The sequence below is a fragment of the Paenibacillus gorillae genome (genome assembly GCF_000513275.1).
Classification (GTDB): Bacteria; Bacillota; Bacilli; order Paenibacillales; family Paenibacillaceae; genus Pristimantibacillus; species Pristimantibacillus gorillae.
On sequence record NZ_CBVJ010000129.1, the window covers coordinates 64,891 to 81,441 of the forward strand.

The 16,551-nt window shown below is 49.8% G+C and carries 15 protein-coding genes; 2 read left to right on the forward strand and 13 right to left on the reverse strand.

The genetic code is table 11. From position 1 onward, the window contains the following. The first annotated feature begins 213 nt into the window (after positions 1-213). Positions 214-2,139 (forward strand): SEC-C metal-binding domain-containing protein, encoded by a 1,926-nt coding sequence (locus TY10_RS24685; RefSeq protein ID WP_042169683.1) that lies wholly within the window; start codon positions 214-216, stop codon positions 2,137-2,139. A 36-nt stretch (positions 2,140-2,175) separates the two neighbouring features. Here the strand turns inward: TY10_RS24685 and rlmH are convergent, their stop codons facing one another. The 5 genes from rlmH to TY10_RS24710 form a co-directional block, all read right to left on the reverse strand. After that, on the reverse strand, positions 2,176-2,655 hold the full coding sequence (gene rlmH / locus TY10_RS24690; RefSeq protein ID WP_042169685.1) for a 23S rRNA (pseudouridine(1915)-N(3))-methyltransferase RlmH: 480 nt from the start codon (positions 2,653-2,655) through the stop codon (positions 2,176-2,178). 5 nt (positions 2,656-2,660) lie between these two features. Continuing rightward, positions 2,661-2,828, reverse strand: coding sequence for a CxxH/CxxC protein (locus TY10_RS30065; protein WP_081735479.1), 168 nt, complete (start codon positions 2,826-2,828; stop codon positions 2,661-2,663). 413 nt (positions 2,829-3,241) lie between these two features. Continuing rightward, entirely contained in the window at positions 3,242-3,424 is a 183-nt protein-coding gene (locus TY10_RS24700) for a hypothetical protein (protein WP_042169690.1), read from the reverse strand. 2 nt (positions 3,425-3,426) lie between these two features. Then, complete coding sequence (locus TY10_RS24705) at positions 3,427-4,377, reverse strand: acetylxylan esterase (protein WP_042169693.1); 951 nt, start codon at positions 4,375-4,377, stop codon at positions 3,427-3,429. Between the two features lie 62 nt (positions 4,378-4,439). Next, positions 4,440-5,819 carry a S1C family serine protease gene (locus tag TY10_RS24710; RefSeq protein WP_042169696.1) on the reverse strand — a complete coding sequence of 460 codons (1,380 nt, stop codon included), beginning with the start codon at positions 5,817-5,819 and terminating at the stop codon, positions 4,440-4,442. A gap of 483 nt (positions 5,820-6,302) precedes the next feature. On the opposite strand from TY10_RS24710, the gene TY10_RS24715 reads away from it, so the two are divergent. Next, positions 6,303-6,545, forward strand: coding sequence for a hypothetical protein (locus TY10_RS24715; protein WP_042169698.1), 243 nt, complete (start codon positions 6,303-6,305; stop codon positions 6,543-6,545). Here the strand turns inward: TY10_RS24715 and TY10_RS24720 are convergent. From TY10_RS24720 to TY10_RS24755, 8 genes are all read right to left on the reverse strand, one after another. Continuing rightward, positions 6,514-7,320 carry an MBL fold metallo-hydrolase gene (locus TY10_RS24720; protein ID WP_042169701.1) on the reverse strand — a complete coding sequence of 269 codons (807 nt, stop codon included), beginning with the start codon at positions 7,318-7,320 and terminating at the stop codon, positions 6,514-6,516. The genes TY10_RS24715 and TY10_RS24720 overlap by 32 nt on opposite strands. Positions 7,321-7,401: 81 nt before the next feature. Beyond that, positions 7,402-8,148 (reverse strand): two-component system regulatory protein YycI, encoded by a 747-nt coding sequence (gene yycI / locus TY10_RS24725; RefSeq protein WP_042169704.1) that lies wholly within the window; start codon positions 8,146-8,148, stop codon positions 7,402-7,404. Positions 8,149-8,195: 47 nt separating this feature from the next. Next, positions 8,196-9,785 carry a YycH family regulatory protein gene (locus tag TY10_RS24730; RefSeq protein ID WP_052350759.1) on the reverse strand — a complete coding sequence of 530 codons (1,590 nt, stop codon included), beginning with the start codon at positions 9,783-9,785 and terminating at the stop codon, positions 8,196-8,198. After that, positions 9,782-11,620 (reverse strand): cell wall metabolism sensor histidine kinase WalK, encoded by a 1,839-nt coding sequence (walK, locus tag TY10_RS24735; protein WP_042169707.1) that lies wholly within the window; start codon positions 11,618-11,620, stop codon positions 9,782-9,784. The genes TY10_RS24730 and walK overlap by 4 nt, the downstream gene beginning before the upstream one ends. 2 nt (positions 11,621-11,622) lie before the next feature. After that, the gene (gene yycF / locus TY10_RS24740; protein ID WP_042169709.1) at positions 11,623-12,387 is read right to left on the reverse strand and encodes a response regulator YycF; all 765 of its coding nucleotides are present in this window, start codon (positions 12,385-12,387) and stop codon (positions 11,623-11,625) included. 156 nt (positions 12,388-12,543) lie between these two features. Continuing rightward, positions 12,544-14,100, reverse strand: a complete 1,557-nt coding sequence (locus TY10_RS24745; protein ID WP_042169712.1) for a M23 family metallopeptidase — start codon at positions 14,098-14,100, stop codon at positions 12,544-12,546. 144 nt (positions 14,101-14,244) lie between these two features. Continuing rightward, complete coding sequence (locus TY10_RS24750; RefSeq protein ID WP_155986046.1) at positions 14,245-14,955, reverse strand: hypothetical protein; 711 nt, start codon at positions 14,953-14,955, stop codon at positions 14,245-14,247. Positions 14,956-15,194: 239 nt separating this feature from the next. Then, positions 15,195-16,484, reverse strand: coding sequence for an adenylosuccinate synthase (locus tag TY10_RS24755; protein WP_042169720.1), 1,290 nt, complete (start codon positions 16,482-16,484; stop codon positions 15,195-15,197). Positions 16,485-16,551: the final 67 nt, after the last annotated feature.

The window sequence follows — 16,551 nt, forward strand, 5'->3', positions numbered from 1 at the left end:
GCACTCAGTTGAATACATGACTCCCTGCGACAGCTTGAACACCTTTCCTTAATTTTTTTGTATCAGCGATTTAACCGTTAAGATCATCTAGAGTTAGAAAGGGAATTGTGATTATTTGTCGAAAATCTAATTGATTGAGGTATCCAATATTCCTTGCGAGAGTAAATAAAGTGGACTAATAATCCAATGATAAGCTAAAGAGATGGTGGAACTATGGGCGAATATAAATATGCAAACAGCAAGTGCGCTTGTGGGAGTGGCAAAAAATATAAAAACTGTTGTTTAAAAAACTTTAAAAACAGTTCTCAAGATGAGAATATTCTTATTGATAGACTAGAGAAATCACTAAAAGATTCTTTAAGTATGACCAGGGAGCAATTACATTTATGTTCATCGGAATTAGAACTTGAGCTCCTTAGGTCGGATTTAAGTTACAAGACAAAACAAACTATACGACAGAACCTCTTTCAATTTTATATCTCACTTGGTTTTGATAGAAAAGCACTGGAATTAATAAACGAGGAGTTTGATATAGATTCACTCGATGTTAGGTCAAAGAATGCTATTTTAACTCAAAAGCTAAGGCTATATGTAAATCTGTCTGAAGATAAAAAAGTAATCTTTAACACGATTGATACGCTATTACTACTCGTTGAAAAGTTAGATTCTAATTCAAATGATGGGATAAATAAGAGAGGAACATTGCTAGAAATCGGAAAGACGTTTTTGCATTTCATTGACTTTGACTATCAGAGGGAAGATGTCCCATTTGAGTATATTAACAACATCTTCGATAAGGTACTTCAAAATTTTGATAAATCAAGAGATGAAGATATTGATCATTACTTAGGCGCTCAGTCTAATAAAGCAGTTTTTTTATTAAAAAGTAACGATAAAATAATTCAAAATGAAGGCATAAACTTATTAAATAGAAATACTCATGAAAAGCTAACTGAAGGTTATATTTTAGGTGTGTCGAATAACTATAGCACTCTAGGATTATATTATTTGAGAAGAAAAAAAATTGCTGAAGCTATAGCATACACAAAAAGGGATCTATTAATAACTAAACAGTTTGGTTCATTAAGGGGAGAGATTTCAACTCTTATTAATTTATCATTAATATACGCGGAAGCAAAACAGATGTCTGAAGCAAGAAAAACTCTTTATGAAGCCAAAAAGTTAGCAGAAGTAATTGAAAACGCCGCTTTGGTGCTTCATATAATGAACCTAATCAGTAAGTTAAAAGATGATTCAAGAGAATTGGCTACTAATGGCGAGGTCATTGGTCCTGGAGCAACTTGCGTTTGTGGAAGCAATAAAAAATACAGAGATTGTTGCGGTGAGGTTGACTTCGATTTTGGTTCTATGGAACAAATCCTTGGTATGCCCAATCTAATACCTTTTGCAAAAATTGTATCCGGGGTAAAAGAAGACACAAAGCCCAACATAAAAAAGCTTGATAATATTATGAGGAAGATGAATGACTCTGATATCCGTCTATCATGGGTCGAGATTATCGAACACAATGGTTGGCATGAAATATTTGAACTTATGGATATGGCTAGCCTACACATTAATTCTGCAAGGAGACTTGCATTTTCTGCATCTACTGGTGACTTATTTGAAGAAGTTAGTAACTGTCTAGGAGCAGTAATGATAAGCGTTAGTGCACTTGAAGCATTCGTAAATCAGCTTATCTATTTTATATCTACATTAAACAAAAATGAACTGCCTGGTTTCATTTTAAATAGAATACCATTAGAAATCAGCTCCGACCATATTTCATATCAAAAAAATGAACGCTTAATAGATAAAGTTTCAGCCATTGGATCCCTTTTCTGCGGTGACACGTGGCCGCCCGAAAAGGGAAGTCTATGGTCGAATGTTAATAAGTTAATAACCATTAGAAATGAGTTAGTGCATTCTAAAACTCTAAACTACATTAAAATAATACCTCCCGAGAAGTCTATGCCTCCATTTATAAAGAATTTAGAAGCAAGTATACAACTTAGAGAAGTTGCAAACTCTTGGCCACTAAAAATTTTAACTCCCAGTTTTGCACAATGGTCAGTGAAAAACACTGAGATGTTAATTAACTTTATCAAGAGCCAATATGAACATAACACGAGAAACTGAATTCAATATAGTTAACAAATGACAAACAATTACGCCCTACTTATGGTATGGTTCCCCTCGGTTAATCTTCACCGCTCTATACACCTGCTCCACCAGCACCAGCCGCATGAGCTGGTGCGGCAGTGTCATGCGCCCGAAGCTGAGCTTCTGCTGGGCGCGCTGAAGCACGGCGGGAGCCAGTCCCGTGCTCCCGCCAATAACAAAAGCCACGTGGCTGCGCCCATACGTGGCTAACTTATCGAGCTGGGTCGCGAGGTCCTCGCTTGACCAGAGCTCGCCATCCAGCGCGAGCGCGACAACATGGGCGTCCGGCTTCAGCTGCGCCAGAAGCCGCTCTCCCTCTCGCTCGCGCACAATCACTTCCTCCGCCGGACTCATCGTCTCCGGCGCCTTCTCATCGGGCACTTCCGTGAGCGTGAGCTTCACGTAAGGCCCGAGACGCTTGGCATATTCCGCGATGCCAAGCACAAGATACTTCTCCTTCAGCTTCCCGACCGCCGCTATCTGAATATGCATCCCGGCTACACCACCAGGAACTCGGCGCCTTGCTCACACATATCACAGCTGCGCGGAGGATCCCAGTCCGCAAATTCGGTTTTTTCCAAGTCAACGATATCAGGCGCATCCTCATACTCGTCCACAAATTTATCAATAGCCAGCTCTACATGTTGTTTGCATACACAATACATATGATGTCGATTCCTCTTTCTTAGCCGTGGTTTATTAATCTCCCCCAAGCATAGCAGAATTTCCATATGCCTGTGAAGGGAAAAAGACTTCCACTCGCCTATTCCCGGCATTTCTGCACGCCAACCTTGCCATTCGCCAGCCTCAAAATGTAAAAATACATTTCAAACTCTCTCAAATCGCCGATTTTGCCGTTCAAAATGCAAAAGTGCAGGTGAAACGGCCAAATATAGCCCATTTCCCGCCAAAACGGCCAATCAAAATGCACTTTTGCATTTTGAGCCCCAAAACAGCCCATTTCATCTCAAACAAAATGCACTTTTACATTTTGCTCCGTCTCCACCCCTCTTATCTACTTGTAACCCTGCCCACTTCTCCCATCATTCCTACATCCTGCATCCACACCACTTCTGTATCACACCGCCCGCCAGCCAACAACCAACAAAAAAGCGCGTCCCCCAGGACGCGCCCCACACAGCTGCTCTTGCAGTTGCTCTTCAGCTACTCTTTCAGCTGCTTTTGCAGTTGCTCTTGCACTTGTTGCTCTTGCATTTGCTTGTGCACTTACAATTGCTCTCACAGCTGCTTTCGCAGCCATCCTCACAAATGCTTCTTCAAAAACTCCATCGCCTGCCGTTTCTGATAGCTGCTCACCTGATGGCCCGTGAACGGGTAAATGTTGAGCACCTTCTCCGACGGGATGCGGTTATACGCCGCAAATATCGTCTCCGGCATGCAAACGGTATCCTTCAAGCCGACCGACATCATCACCGGCACTTCGATCATCTCGCCGAGATGCACCATGTCGAAGTAGCTGAGCGTATTCAGCACCGCGTTCAGATGCTCCGGGGAACGGTGAACGAATTCAGCCGCTTCCTGTAAGGAGCTGGTCGAGTTCAAGATGCCAAAATCCATATGGCACATATTCGGAATGTTCGCCACGACAGCCGCCGGCACATTGCTTAGCGCCGCCATCATCAGGCTGAGCCCTCCGCCTTGGCTATCTCCATATACGGCGATCCGCGACGGATCAATCTCAGGCTGCTCTGCCACCCATTCCAGCGCCTTCAATGCATCGACCGTAATCGCCTTGTAGTAGAACTGGTCCTTATCCAAAATACCCTGCGTCAGCCAGCCCTTGGTCATCCCGTATTCGCTATCCATCCGGTTGCCGGTTTCGCCGCCTTGGCCGCGAACATCAACAGCAAACACTGCCATGCCGAGCAGCGCCCAGTCGGCGTACGCCTCAGGATAATCTTTACCGCCTGTATAGCCGTGGAAGACAACTACGCATGGCAGCGGACCCATACCCGCCATGAACTTCGGCACGATATACCAGCCCTTCAACGGAGTATCGTCATAACCCTCATAAGTTACATGATAGACATCAACCGCCGGAAAAGGCGTCTCCGTCAACACTCTCGTCCCGTGGAGCGGCCGCATCGCCGCCTCTTGGAAGGTGCGCTGCCAGAACGCATCCAGATCCACCGGCGGCGTCAAATCCGGATTATAGCGGTACAGCTCCTCAATTCTTTTCTCTATCGCGTTCATACGTTTTTCCTTCCCGGCTTAACCTTATGCCTTCTCTACAACTAGCCTGCCCGCTTCAGCCCTTAATCATCTTCATTCGTCTTCTCGCTCAGCTTAAACTTCGTTGTTTTCACCTTGCCGTCGCGATAGTACGTAATCTCAATCTCGTCGCCGATCTTCTTCTTGCCGTACAAATATTTGCGCAGCTCCATCGTGCTGCCGATGCTTTGCTTATCCAGCTTCGTAATCACATCGTTGAACTTCAGTCCAGCATCCTTGGCCGGTCCTACTGCTTCCAGCACAATCACGCCCGATAAAATCTCATCCGGCAGCTTCAGCGCCGGCTGCTCCCCCGCTTTCGACCCGCCTTCCGCATCGTCGGAACCGCCCTCAGAGCCAGCAGACCCCTGCTGAGCAAAGTATTGCTCCAAATCCATCGTATATACGCCCAAATACGGACGAGGCACATAGCCTTTAGCCAGCAGACTGTCGATGACCGGCATAGCATTGTTAATCGGGATAGCGAAGCCAAGTCCCTCTACACCAATATCAGCGATCTTCATACTGTTAATGCCGACGACACGCCCGTTCAGATCGATCAGCGGTCCGCCGCTATTGCCCTGGTTAATGGAAGCATCCACTTGGATAACTTCCTGCTCCCAGTCGTAGACGCCATCCTGGTTCAAGGACACTGGCACGATTTGCCGCGTCTTGCTCACAATGCCCATCGATAGTGAATCACCAAGTCCAAGCGGATTGCCGATTGCGATGACAAACTCCCCAGCATGCAAACCGGATGAATCACCGATCTCCGCCACCACATCGATGCCCTTCGCATCGATCTCCAGCACCGCAAGATCCGTAATCTGGTCCTCGCCAACTACGCGGGCTTCACGGCGTTCACCGTTCACGAGAATTGCTTTCACCGACTCCGCGCCGACCACGACATGATAGTTCGTAATAATATAAGCTTTGCCGTCCTGCTTCTTGAAAATAACGCCAGAGCCTACGCCCGCCTCCTGTAGCGTTCCTTCGTTACCTGATCCCTTATTCCCCTTTGAATCATCAGCATCACCAGCACCATCGCCCCCATCAACGCCATCTTCGGGCACTGAACCAAATCCATAAGGGAAGCGCTGCTCATTAACGACGCTGACAACCGCCGGCCTCACCTTGGCCGATGCCTGAATCGTCCGCTGCTCCAGCGAATCGCTGGCCGCTACCGTTGCGGCAGCAGTCGCACTTGTACCAGTACCGCCACCGTTATGACCGCCTCCGAAAAACACAGAAAACAGCAGCACTGCAGCTACTGCGCTCGTAAAAGAAGAAATAAATGCTATGCGGACATTCGACCAATTACGGCTGCCGCGTCTATTGGAAAAAAGCCGGTCGTCCTTCCGATGGGAAGAACGCGCGCGCCTTGATACTTTCGTGGAATAGAAATCGTCATCGAATAATCCCATTTGATCGCTCCTCTCGATGCCGGACGAGGCATCAAGACTATTTGTATATCTATAATCAGCCAATGTGACGACTTCTTCGGTCTTGCTATGTTGTTGTTAGATCAAATATCTCTCAAGGTAATGAACGGACTTCAACCTGGCAACCCGATAATGTTTCCATCAATCTAGTATGTACCTTTCTTACGGTCAGGCTATCCTGACAAATCGCTGATCCTGCCATGCCTTAACTACTTTAAACTATGCGGGTCAGCCGAATTTCAGAGCAACAATCCTTCTCTTAACTCTTACCCAAATCTGCACTTCTTTGAAACGTTTTCCGCAAAATAAATCTCCGCCATCGCGCTCTCCAATAGGCTATTGCCGCTAGCGAATACGAATCTTTCTTTCTAGGAATATTTTCGGATGATCTGACTAAAATAATAATAGATTCCATCACTTCATTATATAATTATTTCCTCACTATGAAAGGAGCATTTTCTAGTTATGAAAATAACGAAATCCGGTTCCAAATCCGTCTCGCCATCCGCTTGGGAGCAAGTACAGTTAGCTGCAAAAGTCGCCGATCTGAAGGACGAGCATTACCGTACCGTTCTCACCCTCAGCGCCATGCTGGAGCTGCTTGTCGACAAAGGATTGCTGACCCGCGAAGAGCTTGCTCTGAAAGCCGAACAGCTCGACGCCGAGCTGGATTCGCTTATTTCCGCCTCACTTCATCCCATGCCGTAGGACGGTCATGATAAGTCGGGCGGAGCGGATGCTCTTCTTTTTTATAAAACATACCGTTATTCTCTAAGATTGAATTCACCGTCAGCATCGCAAGCTCCATCATATTATGATCCAGACTGAGGTGGGCCAGATAAACCCGCTTCGTCCGGTCCGTAATGAGCTCGCAAAGCGCTTCTCCGGCTGCCACATTGGAGAGATGCCCGACATCGCTTAAAATACGGCGTTTAATATTCCAAGGATACCGCCCCATCCGCAGCATTTCCGTATCGTGATTCGACTCTAGTACAAGCACGTCAGAATCTATGATTTCCCGTTTCACTTTATCGCTCATGTAACCAAGGTCCGTCGCCAGGCTCAGCTTTTCGCCATCGCACTCGAATGTATAACCGACGGGCTCTGCCGCGTCATGCGAGATCGGATAGGACTGTACCTTCATCGCGCCGAAGGTGAAGCTCTCACCTGTCTCCATAATAACCCGCTTCTCCGGCGCAATCGTCCCGATATGGCGCTCCATACCACCCCATGTCGCCTCATTGGCATAGATCGAGAGCTCATACTTGCGTGCAAAAGCGCCAAGCCCCTTGATATGGTCGGAATGCTCGTGCGTCACGAACAATGCGTCAATCTGATGGCCGGATACGCCTTGCCCGCGCATCAGCTCGTCCATTTTTTTCATGCTCAGGCCGGCGTCGACCAATACCATCTTATCCCCGCTGCTAACGACAGTCGCATTGCCTGTCGAGCCGCTCCCCAATACTGTAAACGAAAGTCCCATCTTTGCCTTCTTGTCCTTTCTCCCCTGCCCTGCATCAGAACCGGCCCCATGACAAGCCGATCCCTACCCGCCGCTGCTAGTCTACTTTTCTAGCTGCTGCTCTTTATCCTGCGCAACTTCCCCGCTGATCGCATGAATATAATAGACAACGCCATCATCCATCAGCACCCGCCAATAAGGAGCCGACACTTGCGTCTCCGTATCAAACGTCTGGCCGTGATAGCCAAGCTGAATGTCACGAATAACCGAGCCGTCCGGCAAATTACGTTCAATGAACGGAGCCACTGCCTTGGATGCCGGAAGCACCGTCTGCTCCTTGGATTCCCCAGGGCCCAATACATCGACGCGTACCTGCTTGTAGCTCGTAATTTTCTGATTGCTGTAGAACAGCTCCAGCTTCACATCGAACATAGGCCGGTTATCCGCCACCCGGTATAGCATCCATACCTTATCCGTACTCATCGTAATATCGAACCGGTATTGATCAAGATCGGGAATAATATGGCCCAGCGTCTTTTGCAATTCTGACGGCGAGAAAATAATTTTACTATCCACCGGCTGCGCCAGCTTCACTTCTTTCTGGGCTTCCGGGCCGCCGTTCGTTAAGGAATAGGTCAAGTCACGCAGCTTTGGTGTCTCCGGCGGCAGCGTCGCATCCAGTTCAATCCGCTTCTGCTTCATGATCGTGACCGTCTCCGGCGGCAGCTCCGCCGTATTTTTATTTGCGTTCAGCTGCTCCCGAATATCTCCCCAGAGCTGATAGCCCAGCAATATATTCAGCAACAGGAACGATATAATAAGCACACTCTTCGCTCTGCCCCAATCCAACGGTCAACACCTCCGCTTCCGCTTCAATCATTCCGCTTGCTTGCCGCTTAACGCGGCAGTGCCGCATTGTTCCCAAGCTTGATCTTCATCGTACCTGCCTTCAGACCAGCAGCGGTTCCCTTAGCAGCAGTCCCGCCGCTGATCGCATCCATACCCGCCGTTTCGCCGCTGACAGCCGATTTGCCGGATACGGTATTCCCCTTCGCATCATCATTGCCCGATGCATCGGCAGCTTCTTTCCCGTCCTTACCATCTGTGGCTTTACCATCGGTTCCCGTTTTCCCAGCTGGCGGGGCCGTCGTCTCATCTTCCGTCTTGGGCGGCGTGTAGCCCGCCGGATACGCTTGAAGCAGCACATCATTCGTGCCGTCCTTCAGCAGTACGCCCCATACAGGAACGAACCGCAGCTCGTCGTCCTCCATCGGCTGCGCTTGCAGTGCAGGGAAGACACGTACTGCTTCCGAGCGGCGCTCATAATGCTCGAACGCCTTGAGCAAGTCTTCGCCGCCCGGCAGCCATCTCGCCTGCCGGGATTTCGCCTTGTCCGCCAGTGTAATCAACGACCGGGTATAACCCGTTACCGTGCCTTGCTGCAAGGTCAGCCGGATTGTGCCATATTGGAAATTCCGCGTTTCAATCACCGGATAATTGTTTAAATATTGTTGAAACATAATCGTTTTGGCTGCTTTGCCATCCTTATCCGGACTGGCATTAACGAAACGGTGTACACCATCCCAACCGCCGTGCTCATTAACGAATTCGACGGATGCATACACATTGTCACCTAGCAGATTATCCTTGCTTTGCGATGCCGCCGGGTTGGTATACGTAATCCACTTCCCGTTCTGCTCCACCTGCAATCCCCGCTTACCGTCGGTGAAAATTTGCGAGCCGTTCCGATCCTCCAGCGCTTTGGTCGTGCCGGGATCGAAGAACAGGTTGCGCTGCATCAAATCCGGCGAATAAGTCTCGTAAGGAAACACCATCTCCACAGATTGCATCGGCTTATCCGGCAAGTAAATGCCGTCCGCAGTCACGATGTACTTCGTCTGGAACTCACCGAAGCCGACATAGTCCTGCACGTCGCGAACTGTCAAGTCAGCTTGCGCCGATTCATACACCTTCTCCCCGTCAGCGGTGAAGAAGAAGGTCCGCACATCCTCGGTGTCCTTTGTCTTGAAAATCCAGATCCGGTCGATGGTTTCATTAAGAAACAGCAGATCGCCCTGCACCTTCAAGAGCTTTTTCAGCAAATCGACGGGAATGCCATTATGGAATCGAAGCTCCACGCCGATATCATTTCTTCGTACATCATCCCAATTGAGGACGTTAACCGGATTACGCTGGAACCCTTTAAACTCACGTCCCTGAATCCGTTCCTTCAGAATCATGTCATAGAACGTCGAGCCCGGATACAGCACCGTATGCTTGTCCCCGCCGAAGTGAATCACCAGTTCCTCTGGAAACACAACATCCTCCACAGAAGCTTCTTCGCCAAGCGGTTCCGCATTAATATAGTCCTGCTCAGTCTTTACTGTCGCGCCTAAACCCGGCATGCTATAAGCCAGCAGATAGGATTGCAGCAGGCTGAGCCCTACGAGCAGCACCAGCAGCGTCGTCTTCGCTCTCTCGATCATGCGGATTCACCGTCCTCTTGCAGCGCCGGAAGCGTGAAGGTCACAGTGGTGCCTTCGTTCAGCTCCGAGTTCAGCGAGATCGTGCCGCCATGCGCTTTTACAATTTCCCGGGCAATGGACAGACCAAGGCCTGTACCGCCCATATTGCGTGATCTGGCTTTATCCACACGATAGAAGCGGTCAAATATACGCGACAAATCCTTCTTCGGAATGCCAATGCCCGTATCCTTGACGCTAATTGCAATCGATGCCGGATCGGGCTTTTGCGCCCCCAGCTCAATCGTGCCGCCATCAAGCGTATATTTAATCGCATTGGACATCAGATTATCCAATACCTGATCAATCTGATCGCGGTCCAGCCAAGCGGTTTTCAAGCTCCGGTCCACCCGGATGGAAGCCCGAATCGACTTCTGCCGCAGCTGGAAGGAGAAGCGGTCGGCGACCTCGTCCAGCATTTCATGGACATTCGTCTGCCTTCTGCGCAGCGGCGCCTGATTGGAATCCAGCCGTGACAAATGCAGCAGATCGGTTACGAGGCGGATCATCCGCTCTGTCTCATTGCGAATGACGCCAACGAACCGTTCGGACAGCTCACGCTCCGCGAGCGCCCCGTCATCAAGCGCCTCCGCATAGCTCTTGATCGTCGTCAGCGGTGTCCGCAGCTCATGCGAGACGTTGGCAACGAATTGCCGCCTCGACTGCTCCAGTTTCTCTTGCTCCGTAATATCCTGCAGCACCGCAATCGTACCTGTGATGCCCTTGTCCCGTCTGTGAATTGGCGTGAACGTAGCCCGAAGTACACCCTCCGGCTCATCCGTCTCCTGTTCACGAGACAAAATAACGGTTTGCTGCTTGCCTTGCTGCAGCTCGCGAAGCATAGGCTCCGTCAAACCCAGCAATTCAGACAGGCTGCAGCCCTCACAGCTCTGCACTTCAAGCATTTCAAGCGAGCGCCGGTTCCAGATGATCACTTGTCCGTGCTCATCAGCCGCGATCACACCATCGCTCATATTCGATAGAATAGAGCCCAGCTTCTCATTCTCTTCCTCATTGACAGACAATGCTTCTTTCAGCCGTTTCGTCATATCGTTAAAGGCCATGCTAAGCCTTCCGATCTCATCATCGCCCAGCACTGGCACCTGCAAGTCAAACTTCCCTTCGGCTACAGCCGCCGCTTGCCGTGTCAATCCTTGAATCGGACTCGTAATCGTATGCGCAAGCAGAATGCCCAGCAAACCAGTTAAACCCAAAGCGATAAGCAAACCGGAGAAAAAGATCTGATTAACCCGGTTTACCGTATCATACAAGCTGTCCATAGACGCGACCATATAGACGGCCCCTACAACGCGCTCATTGTCGTTGTACGTTACGGGCAGCGCAATAATTTTTTTCCGCACGCCATTCTCGTCGATTACTTCTTCTTCGTTGTCCGAAATGCCCTGCAAAGCCCGGCTAACCGCAAGCGACGTATTTTTTTTGCCGATATACGATTCCGCCACCTGCAACGATGTCGCGACAACCCGTCCATTTCCGTCCAGCACCTGCACCTCTGTACCGCTGATACTGAACAGATTGCGCACGACTAGACTAAGGTCCTCCGCACTCTCACTGCTGGCTTCGCTGTCGCTGCTCGGCTTCATCGCCAAATTGCGGGCTGCCAGCTTCGATAGAATATCGGCCTGCTCCTTCAAGTTGTTCGTGAAATTATCCGTCAGCGACGTCTTCATCGTGCTGATGAAATAGACGCCGATCAATTGCATCGCAACCAGAATCAGCAGCAAATAGATGATAACGAGCTTGACCTGAATGGTGCGAAAAAAACGCTTGCCGTTCATGGTCAGCCAAACCCTCCCGACTTCGGATTGCGCATCATATAGCCAAGGCCGCGACGCGTCATAATATACTCCGGACGGCTCGGATCATCCTCGATCTTCTCTCTCAGCCGGCGGATCGTCACATCCACCGTACGGACATCACCGAAATACTCAAAGCCCCATACCGCTTGAAGCAAGTGTTCGCGCGTCATCACCTTGCCGCTGTTGCGCGCCATATAGTAGACGAGCTCATACTCCCGATGGGTCAGATCGAGCGGCTCTCCGTCTTTGTAGACGACATACATATCTGTATCGATAAAAAGGTTGAACAGCTTGAGTCCCTGCTTCTCCGGCTCTGCTTGCGCAGCGCCATCGCCTGACTGTCCCGCTTCTGCGGAAGCTGCAGCCGATTCTGCCGCTTTCTGCTGGCGGCGTAAATGCGCTTTCACCCGTGCCAGCAGCTCTCGCGTGCTGAACGGCTTCGTCACATAATCATCTGCGCCCAGCTCCAGACCGAGTACTTTGTCGATCTCGGTATCCTTCGCTGTCAGCATAATAATCGGCATCTGCAGCTGCTTCGAGCGTACCTCGCGGCACACATCCATGCCGTCCTTCACGGGAAGCATCAAGTCAAGAAGCATCAGGTCGGGCGTTTCTAACGTCGCGAGCCGAACGGCCTCGCCGCCGTCGAAAGCGCAAATCACCTCATAGCCTTCCTTCTCCAAGTTGAATTTCAATATATCTGCAATCGGCTGTTCGTCGTCGACCACCAAAATTTTACCGTGCATCGTCACACCGCCTGTCGCTTGTCCTCATAAATATGCTTCTATCTTACCATATGGATGCCTCGCGTTCACAATTAAAGTTCCTTCATTGCAGCATTTGGCATAAAAAAAGAATACCGCCGCAGGCCTCAGCCCGAGCGGTATTCCGGATGATAAAATTTATAAGTACGTCAACGGGTTTTGTACGCTTCCGTTTTTGTGAATCTCGAAGTGCAGATGGACGCCGGTCGAACGGCCGGTGCTGCCCATAATGGCGATTTTGTCGCCCTTCTCTACAATGTCGCCTACCTTCACGTCGAAGGAGCTTAAATGCCCGTAAAGCGTTTCATAGCCGTTTTTGTGATCGATAATAACCGTATTGCCATAGCCGTTCTTCGTACCAACAAACGTAACGACGCCGTTGTCCGCTGCCTTAATCGTTTTGTTGCCGGTTATATCAATGCCTTTGTGTGAACGGCCCCAGCGCTGGCCGTACTTGCTCGATAGTGACCAATTGCTGACCGGAACAGCGAATTTGCCCGTTCCTTCGCCAAGGATCACCTTCGTGCCCTTCACGATAATAGAAGGAATAGCCTTTACAAGCACCTCGCTATCCACCAGCTCCTCGCTGACCAGATAACCGTTCTGCTTCACAACGCGGTATGTAAGGCGTTTCTGTCCGCTTGTACCCTCACGGATCGTCTTCGATTCTCCCGCCCGCATGCTGGCATTCTTCTGAATTTCCACCTGCGGCTCGATCTTGACCGTCTCCACGACATTCTCAATCGTCTTCACCGTTATTTCCGGCTGCAGCACGGTCAAATCCAGTACGTCACCGGCTTTAATCTTATCTTCCTCAATCCATCGGTTGTTGTCATAGATCACTTGCGGGGAAATATCGAACTTCTCCGCAATACAGCCGATGCAATCACCTTGCTGAACCGTATACTTCGTTGGTTGAATACTGCCTTGGATGAGCTGCTTGTATAGATCATCCGCATTCGCAATCTTGCTCGGATCGATAGAGACGTCTGTTGTCTTTACTTCTTCTACAAACTGCACGGCCTTGAGCTCAACACCGCTTTTAGCGGAGCCTTCACCGCTTGCTTTCGTTGCCGCGCCGCTGTAAGAAAGCGTCGTGACCTCGCCAGACTTCTTCTTAGCTGCTGCGAGCTGAGGCGCATACTTGCTTTGCACGCGGGTCAGAATAGCATCGGCTGTTGCCTGATCCTTCACAATCCCTACTGTCTTGCCGTCAATCTTCAGCTCTACGCCTACTGCATGGGAATCGAACATCCCCGCCAGCTTGTCCAGCGTCACTGCCGTCTCCGGCACTGCCTTGAAAGCACTTTCACTGGTATATGTGATTGTGCCTGCGTCCAGAACCATCCGCAGCTCCGGATTGCTGTTCTCGACCACTTCCGTTTGTTTCGCTATCAATTGCTCTACTTCAGATGGATCGCTTACCGATCCGACGACTGTTCCATTTCTATATACATTATAGTAATCAACGGTGTTGGCTTGTACATATTGGGTTCCGCCGATGCCGGCCGCTGCAGCGATAACGACAACTCCTGCCGTAATCATTGCCGTCTTCGTACGCCACCATGGCGCGGTCTCGCTTGACGATTGCTGCTGAATCATGCCTTGCTTTTGTTGCGGTCGAGCTTGCCGAAAGAATTGAACGGTTGCGTTCCATGACTTTCGGATTCGATCTTTAGGCCTAAACTCGCTCATGATCGTCTCCTTTTCGAGAGTGGTACTGCCACTTTCTTCCTAGATTTGAGAGTAAAAAAAAGGCGAAAATCCTGTTGGATCATTCGCCTAATACTTTAACATAAGCCTATTAACACGGGCAAGGATTCCTGATAGAGTAAATGATTAATATTTTTTCAGAATATTCATCATTCGTTCGTATTGTTCCGTATCCAGATGCTGGGCCATAATCTGTTGAACAGCCGTCAGCTCTTGCTCCGTAAGGCCGCTCTCCATATAACCGGAGATCGTTTGCCAAGCATCCTGGGGAAGCTTGCTCATTAATAATCCGAACAATTCATCCTTGTCCGCCTCGCTCATTTGTTCCTTCACTTGATTCAAATCTTCAGTCGTAACGGCTGTCTCGGTTCCATCTACCGGTTCCTCGCCCGCTTCAACCTTCCCTTCTGTTTGGCCGGTGCCCATTCCGCCAGCTCCGCTTTCACCTGCAGCTCCGCCCTCTGCTTTGCTGCCGCCCCCGATGCCAATATCGGTTAACGGAGGAGTCTCTGACTCCGGCTCCTCCCTCCCGAATGCATCAATGGCAACCGGAGAGTCGCCTTTGCCTTTGCCGCTTCCGTCCCCGCCATCGATTGCCTCGCTGTCTGCAGGCTGCTTCTGACCGGCAGGAGCTGCCGGCCCGGCACCCCAAAGCTTGCCCCATACGCCCGACAGCGCCATCGGCTGCACCTCTAGCGGCAAGTTATATTGCTTCAATAGCGTTTCGACATAGCTATTCACAATATAGCCCGTCGTCCAAATCGATAGAAAGCTTATGATAAGCCCGGCCGCCACTGTCTTCGCCAGCCAGCCTGTCATTTTCCACATTGCACTCACCCTTCCTTACCCTCTTCTATGCTCTATCAACCATTATGGTCAACAATAAGAGCATACATTCCCTTCACTAACGACATTATTGGAATGGATTGCATGTTTGGGATGGGAACTGCGCAGTCTAACTCTTGTGTTTCGGGGAACTGATGGATTGGACAACGGTCTCACCTTGATCATAGCCATTACAAATCAAATAGGATGGCCCCAGGGGGACCATCCTATCTAATGAGAGCTGTATGCTATTATACGCCGTAGATCGATACGACTGGATTCGTCTGCTCGCGGTTGCGGCCTACGGAGAAGATCGCGATTGGAATACCTGTCAGCTCGGATACGCGGTTCAAGTAGTTGCGCGTATTAACCGGCAAGTCTTCCAGCGTCTTCGCACCCGTGATGTCTTCCGACCAGCCCGGAAGCTCTTCATATACTGCTTCGCACTCGCCCAATACTTTCAGGCTTGCCGGGTAGTGCTCGATCGTCTCGCCGCGGTATTTGTAAGCTGTGCAAATTTTAACCGTTTCAAGGCCGCTCATTACGTCAAGCGAGTTGAGCGATAAGCCAGTGATGCCGCTAACACGGCGTGCATGGCGGACAACAACGCTGTCGAACCAGCCAACGCGGCGTGGACGGCCTGTAACCGTACCATACTCATGGCCTTTATCACGGATCAAATCACCGATCTCATTGATTTGCTCCGTTGGGAATGGACCGTCGCCTACGCGAGTTGTGTAAGCTTTGGCTACCCCGATAACCTGCTGGATTTTCGATGGGCCAACGCCCGATCCAATACATACGCCGCCCGCGGACGGGTTCGACGAAGTAACGAACGGATAAGTGCCTTGGTCGATATCCAGCATAACGCCTTGCGCGCCTTCGAACAGCACTTTTTTGTTAGCATCGATCGCATCGTTCAATACAACGGAAGTATCCGTTACGTATTTGCGAAGCACTTCAGCATAGCCCAAGTATTCCGTAACGATAGTGTCGGCTTCCAGCGGCTCGCCGCCATAAACCTGTTGAATCACTTGGTTCTTCTCAATAACGAGACGGCGAACCTTCGATTCGAATTCTTCAGCGTCCATCAGATCGGCAATACGAATGCCGTTGCGTGCCGCTTTATCCATATAGCAAGGGCCGATACCTTTGCGGGTCGTGCCGATTTTATTATCGCCTTTGCGCTCTTCTTCCAGACCGTCCAATACGAGGTGATACGGCATGATGACATGCGCGCGGTCACTGATTTTCAGGTTGTCGGTCGAAAAACCGTTGTCATGAATATAGTTAATTTCGTCGATCAGCGCTTGCGGGTTAATAACCATGCCGTTGCCGATTACGGATATTTTATTGTGATTGAAAATACCTGATGGAATCATCGTTAATTTGTACTTTTTATTGTCGATGAGAATGGTGTGCCCGGCATTGTTACCGCCTTGGTAACGAGCGACTACGTCTGCACCGTCCGCCAAATAGTCGGTAATTTTGCCTTTCCCTTCGTCTCCCCATTGCGTACCGACAACAACTACCGTAGACATAAAACATACCCCCGTCCGATGTTTGAGCACATCGAAATTTACCGTCTGTGAACATAGTACGCGTTGC

Excerpts from the sequence above, each read along its gene's own strand:
- TY10_RS24685 (WP_042169683.1), top strand. The coding sequence starts at position 214 with ATGGGCGAATATAAATATGCAAACAGCAAGTGCGCTTGTGGGAGTGGC.
- rlmH (WP_042169685.1), bottom strand. The coding sequence starts at position 2,655 with ATGCATATTCAGATAGCGGCGGTCGGGAAGCTGAAGGAGAAGTATCTT.
- TY10_RS30065 (WP_081735479.1), bottom strand. The coding sequence starts at position 2,828 with ATGTATTGTGTATGCAAACAACATGTAGAGCTGGCTATTGATAAATTT.
- TY10_RS24700 (WP_042169690.1), bottom strand. The coding sequence starts at position 3,424 with ATGGCTGCGAAAGCAGCTGTGAGAGCAATTGTAAGTGCACAAGCAAAT.
- TY10_RS24705 (WP_042169693.1), bottom strand. The coding sequence starts at position 4,377 with ATGAACGCGATAGAGAAAAGAATTGAGGAGCTGTACCGCTATAATCCG.
- TY10_RS24710 (WP_042169696.1), bottom strand. The coding sequence starts at position 5,819 with ATGGGATTATTCGATGACGATTTCTATTCCACGAAAGTATCAAGGCGC.
- TY10_RS24715 (WP_042169698.1), top strand. The coding sequence starts at position 6,303 with ATGAAAATAACGAAATCCGGTTCCAAATCCGTCTCGCCATCCGCTTGG.
- TY10_RS24720 (WP_042169701.1), bottom strand. The coding sequence starts at position 7,320 with ATGGGACTTTCGTTTACAGTATTGGGGAGCGGCTCGACAGGCAATGCG.
- TY10_RS24730 (WP_052350759.1), bottom strand. The coding sequence starts at position 9,785 with ATGATCGAGAGAGCGAAGACGACGCTGCTGGTGCTGCTCGTAGGGCTC.
- walK (WP_042169707.1), bottom strand. The coding sequence starts at position 11,620 with ATGAACGGCAAGCGTTTTTTTCGCACCATTCAGGTCAAGCTCGTTATC.
- yycF (WP_042169709.1), bottom strand. The coding sequence starts at position 12,387 with ATGCACGGTAAAATTTTGGTGGTCGACGACGAACAGCCGATTGCAGAT.
- TY10_RS24745 (WP_042169712.1), bottom strand. The coding sequence starts at position 14,100 with ATGAGCGAGTTTAGGCCTAAAGATCGAATCCGAAAGTCATGGAACGCA.
- TY10_RS24755 (WP_042169720.1), bottom strand. The coding sequence starts at position 16,484 with ATGTCTACGGTAGTTGTTGTCGGTACGCAATGGGGAGACGAAGGGAAA.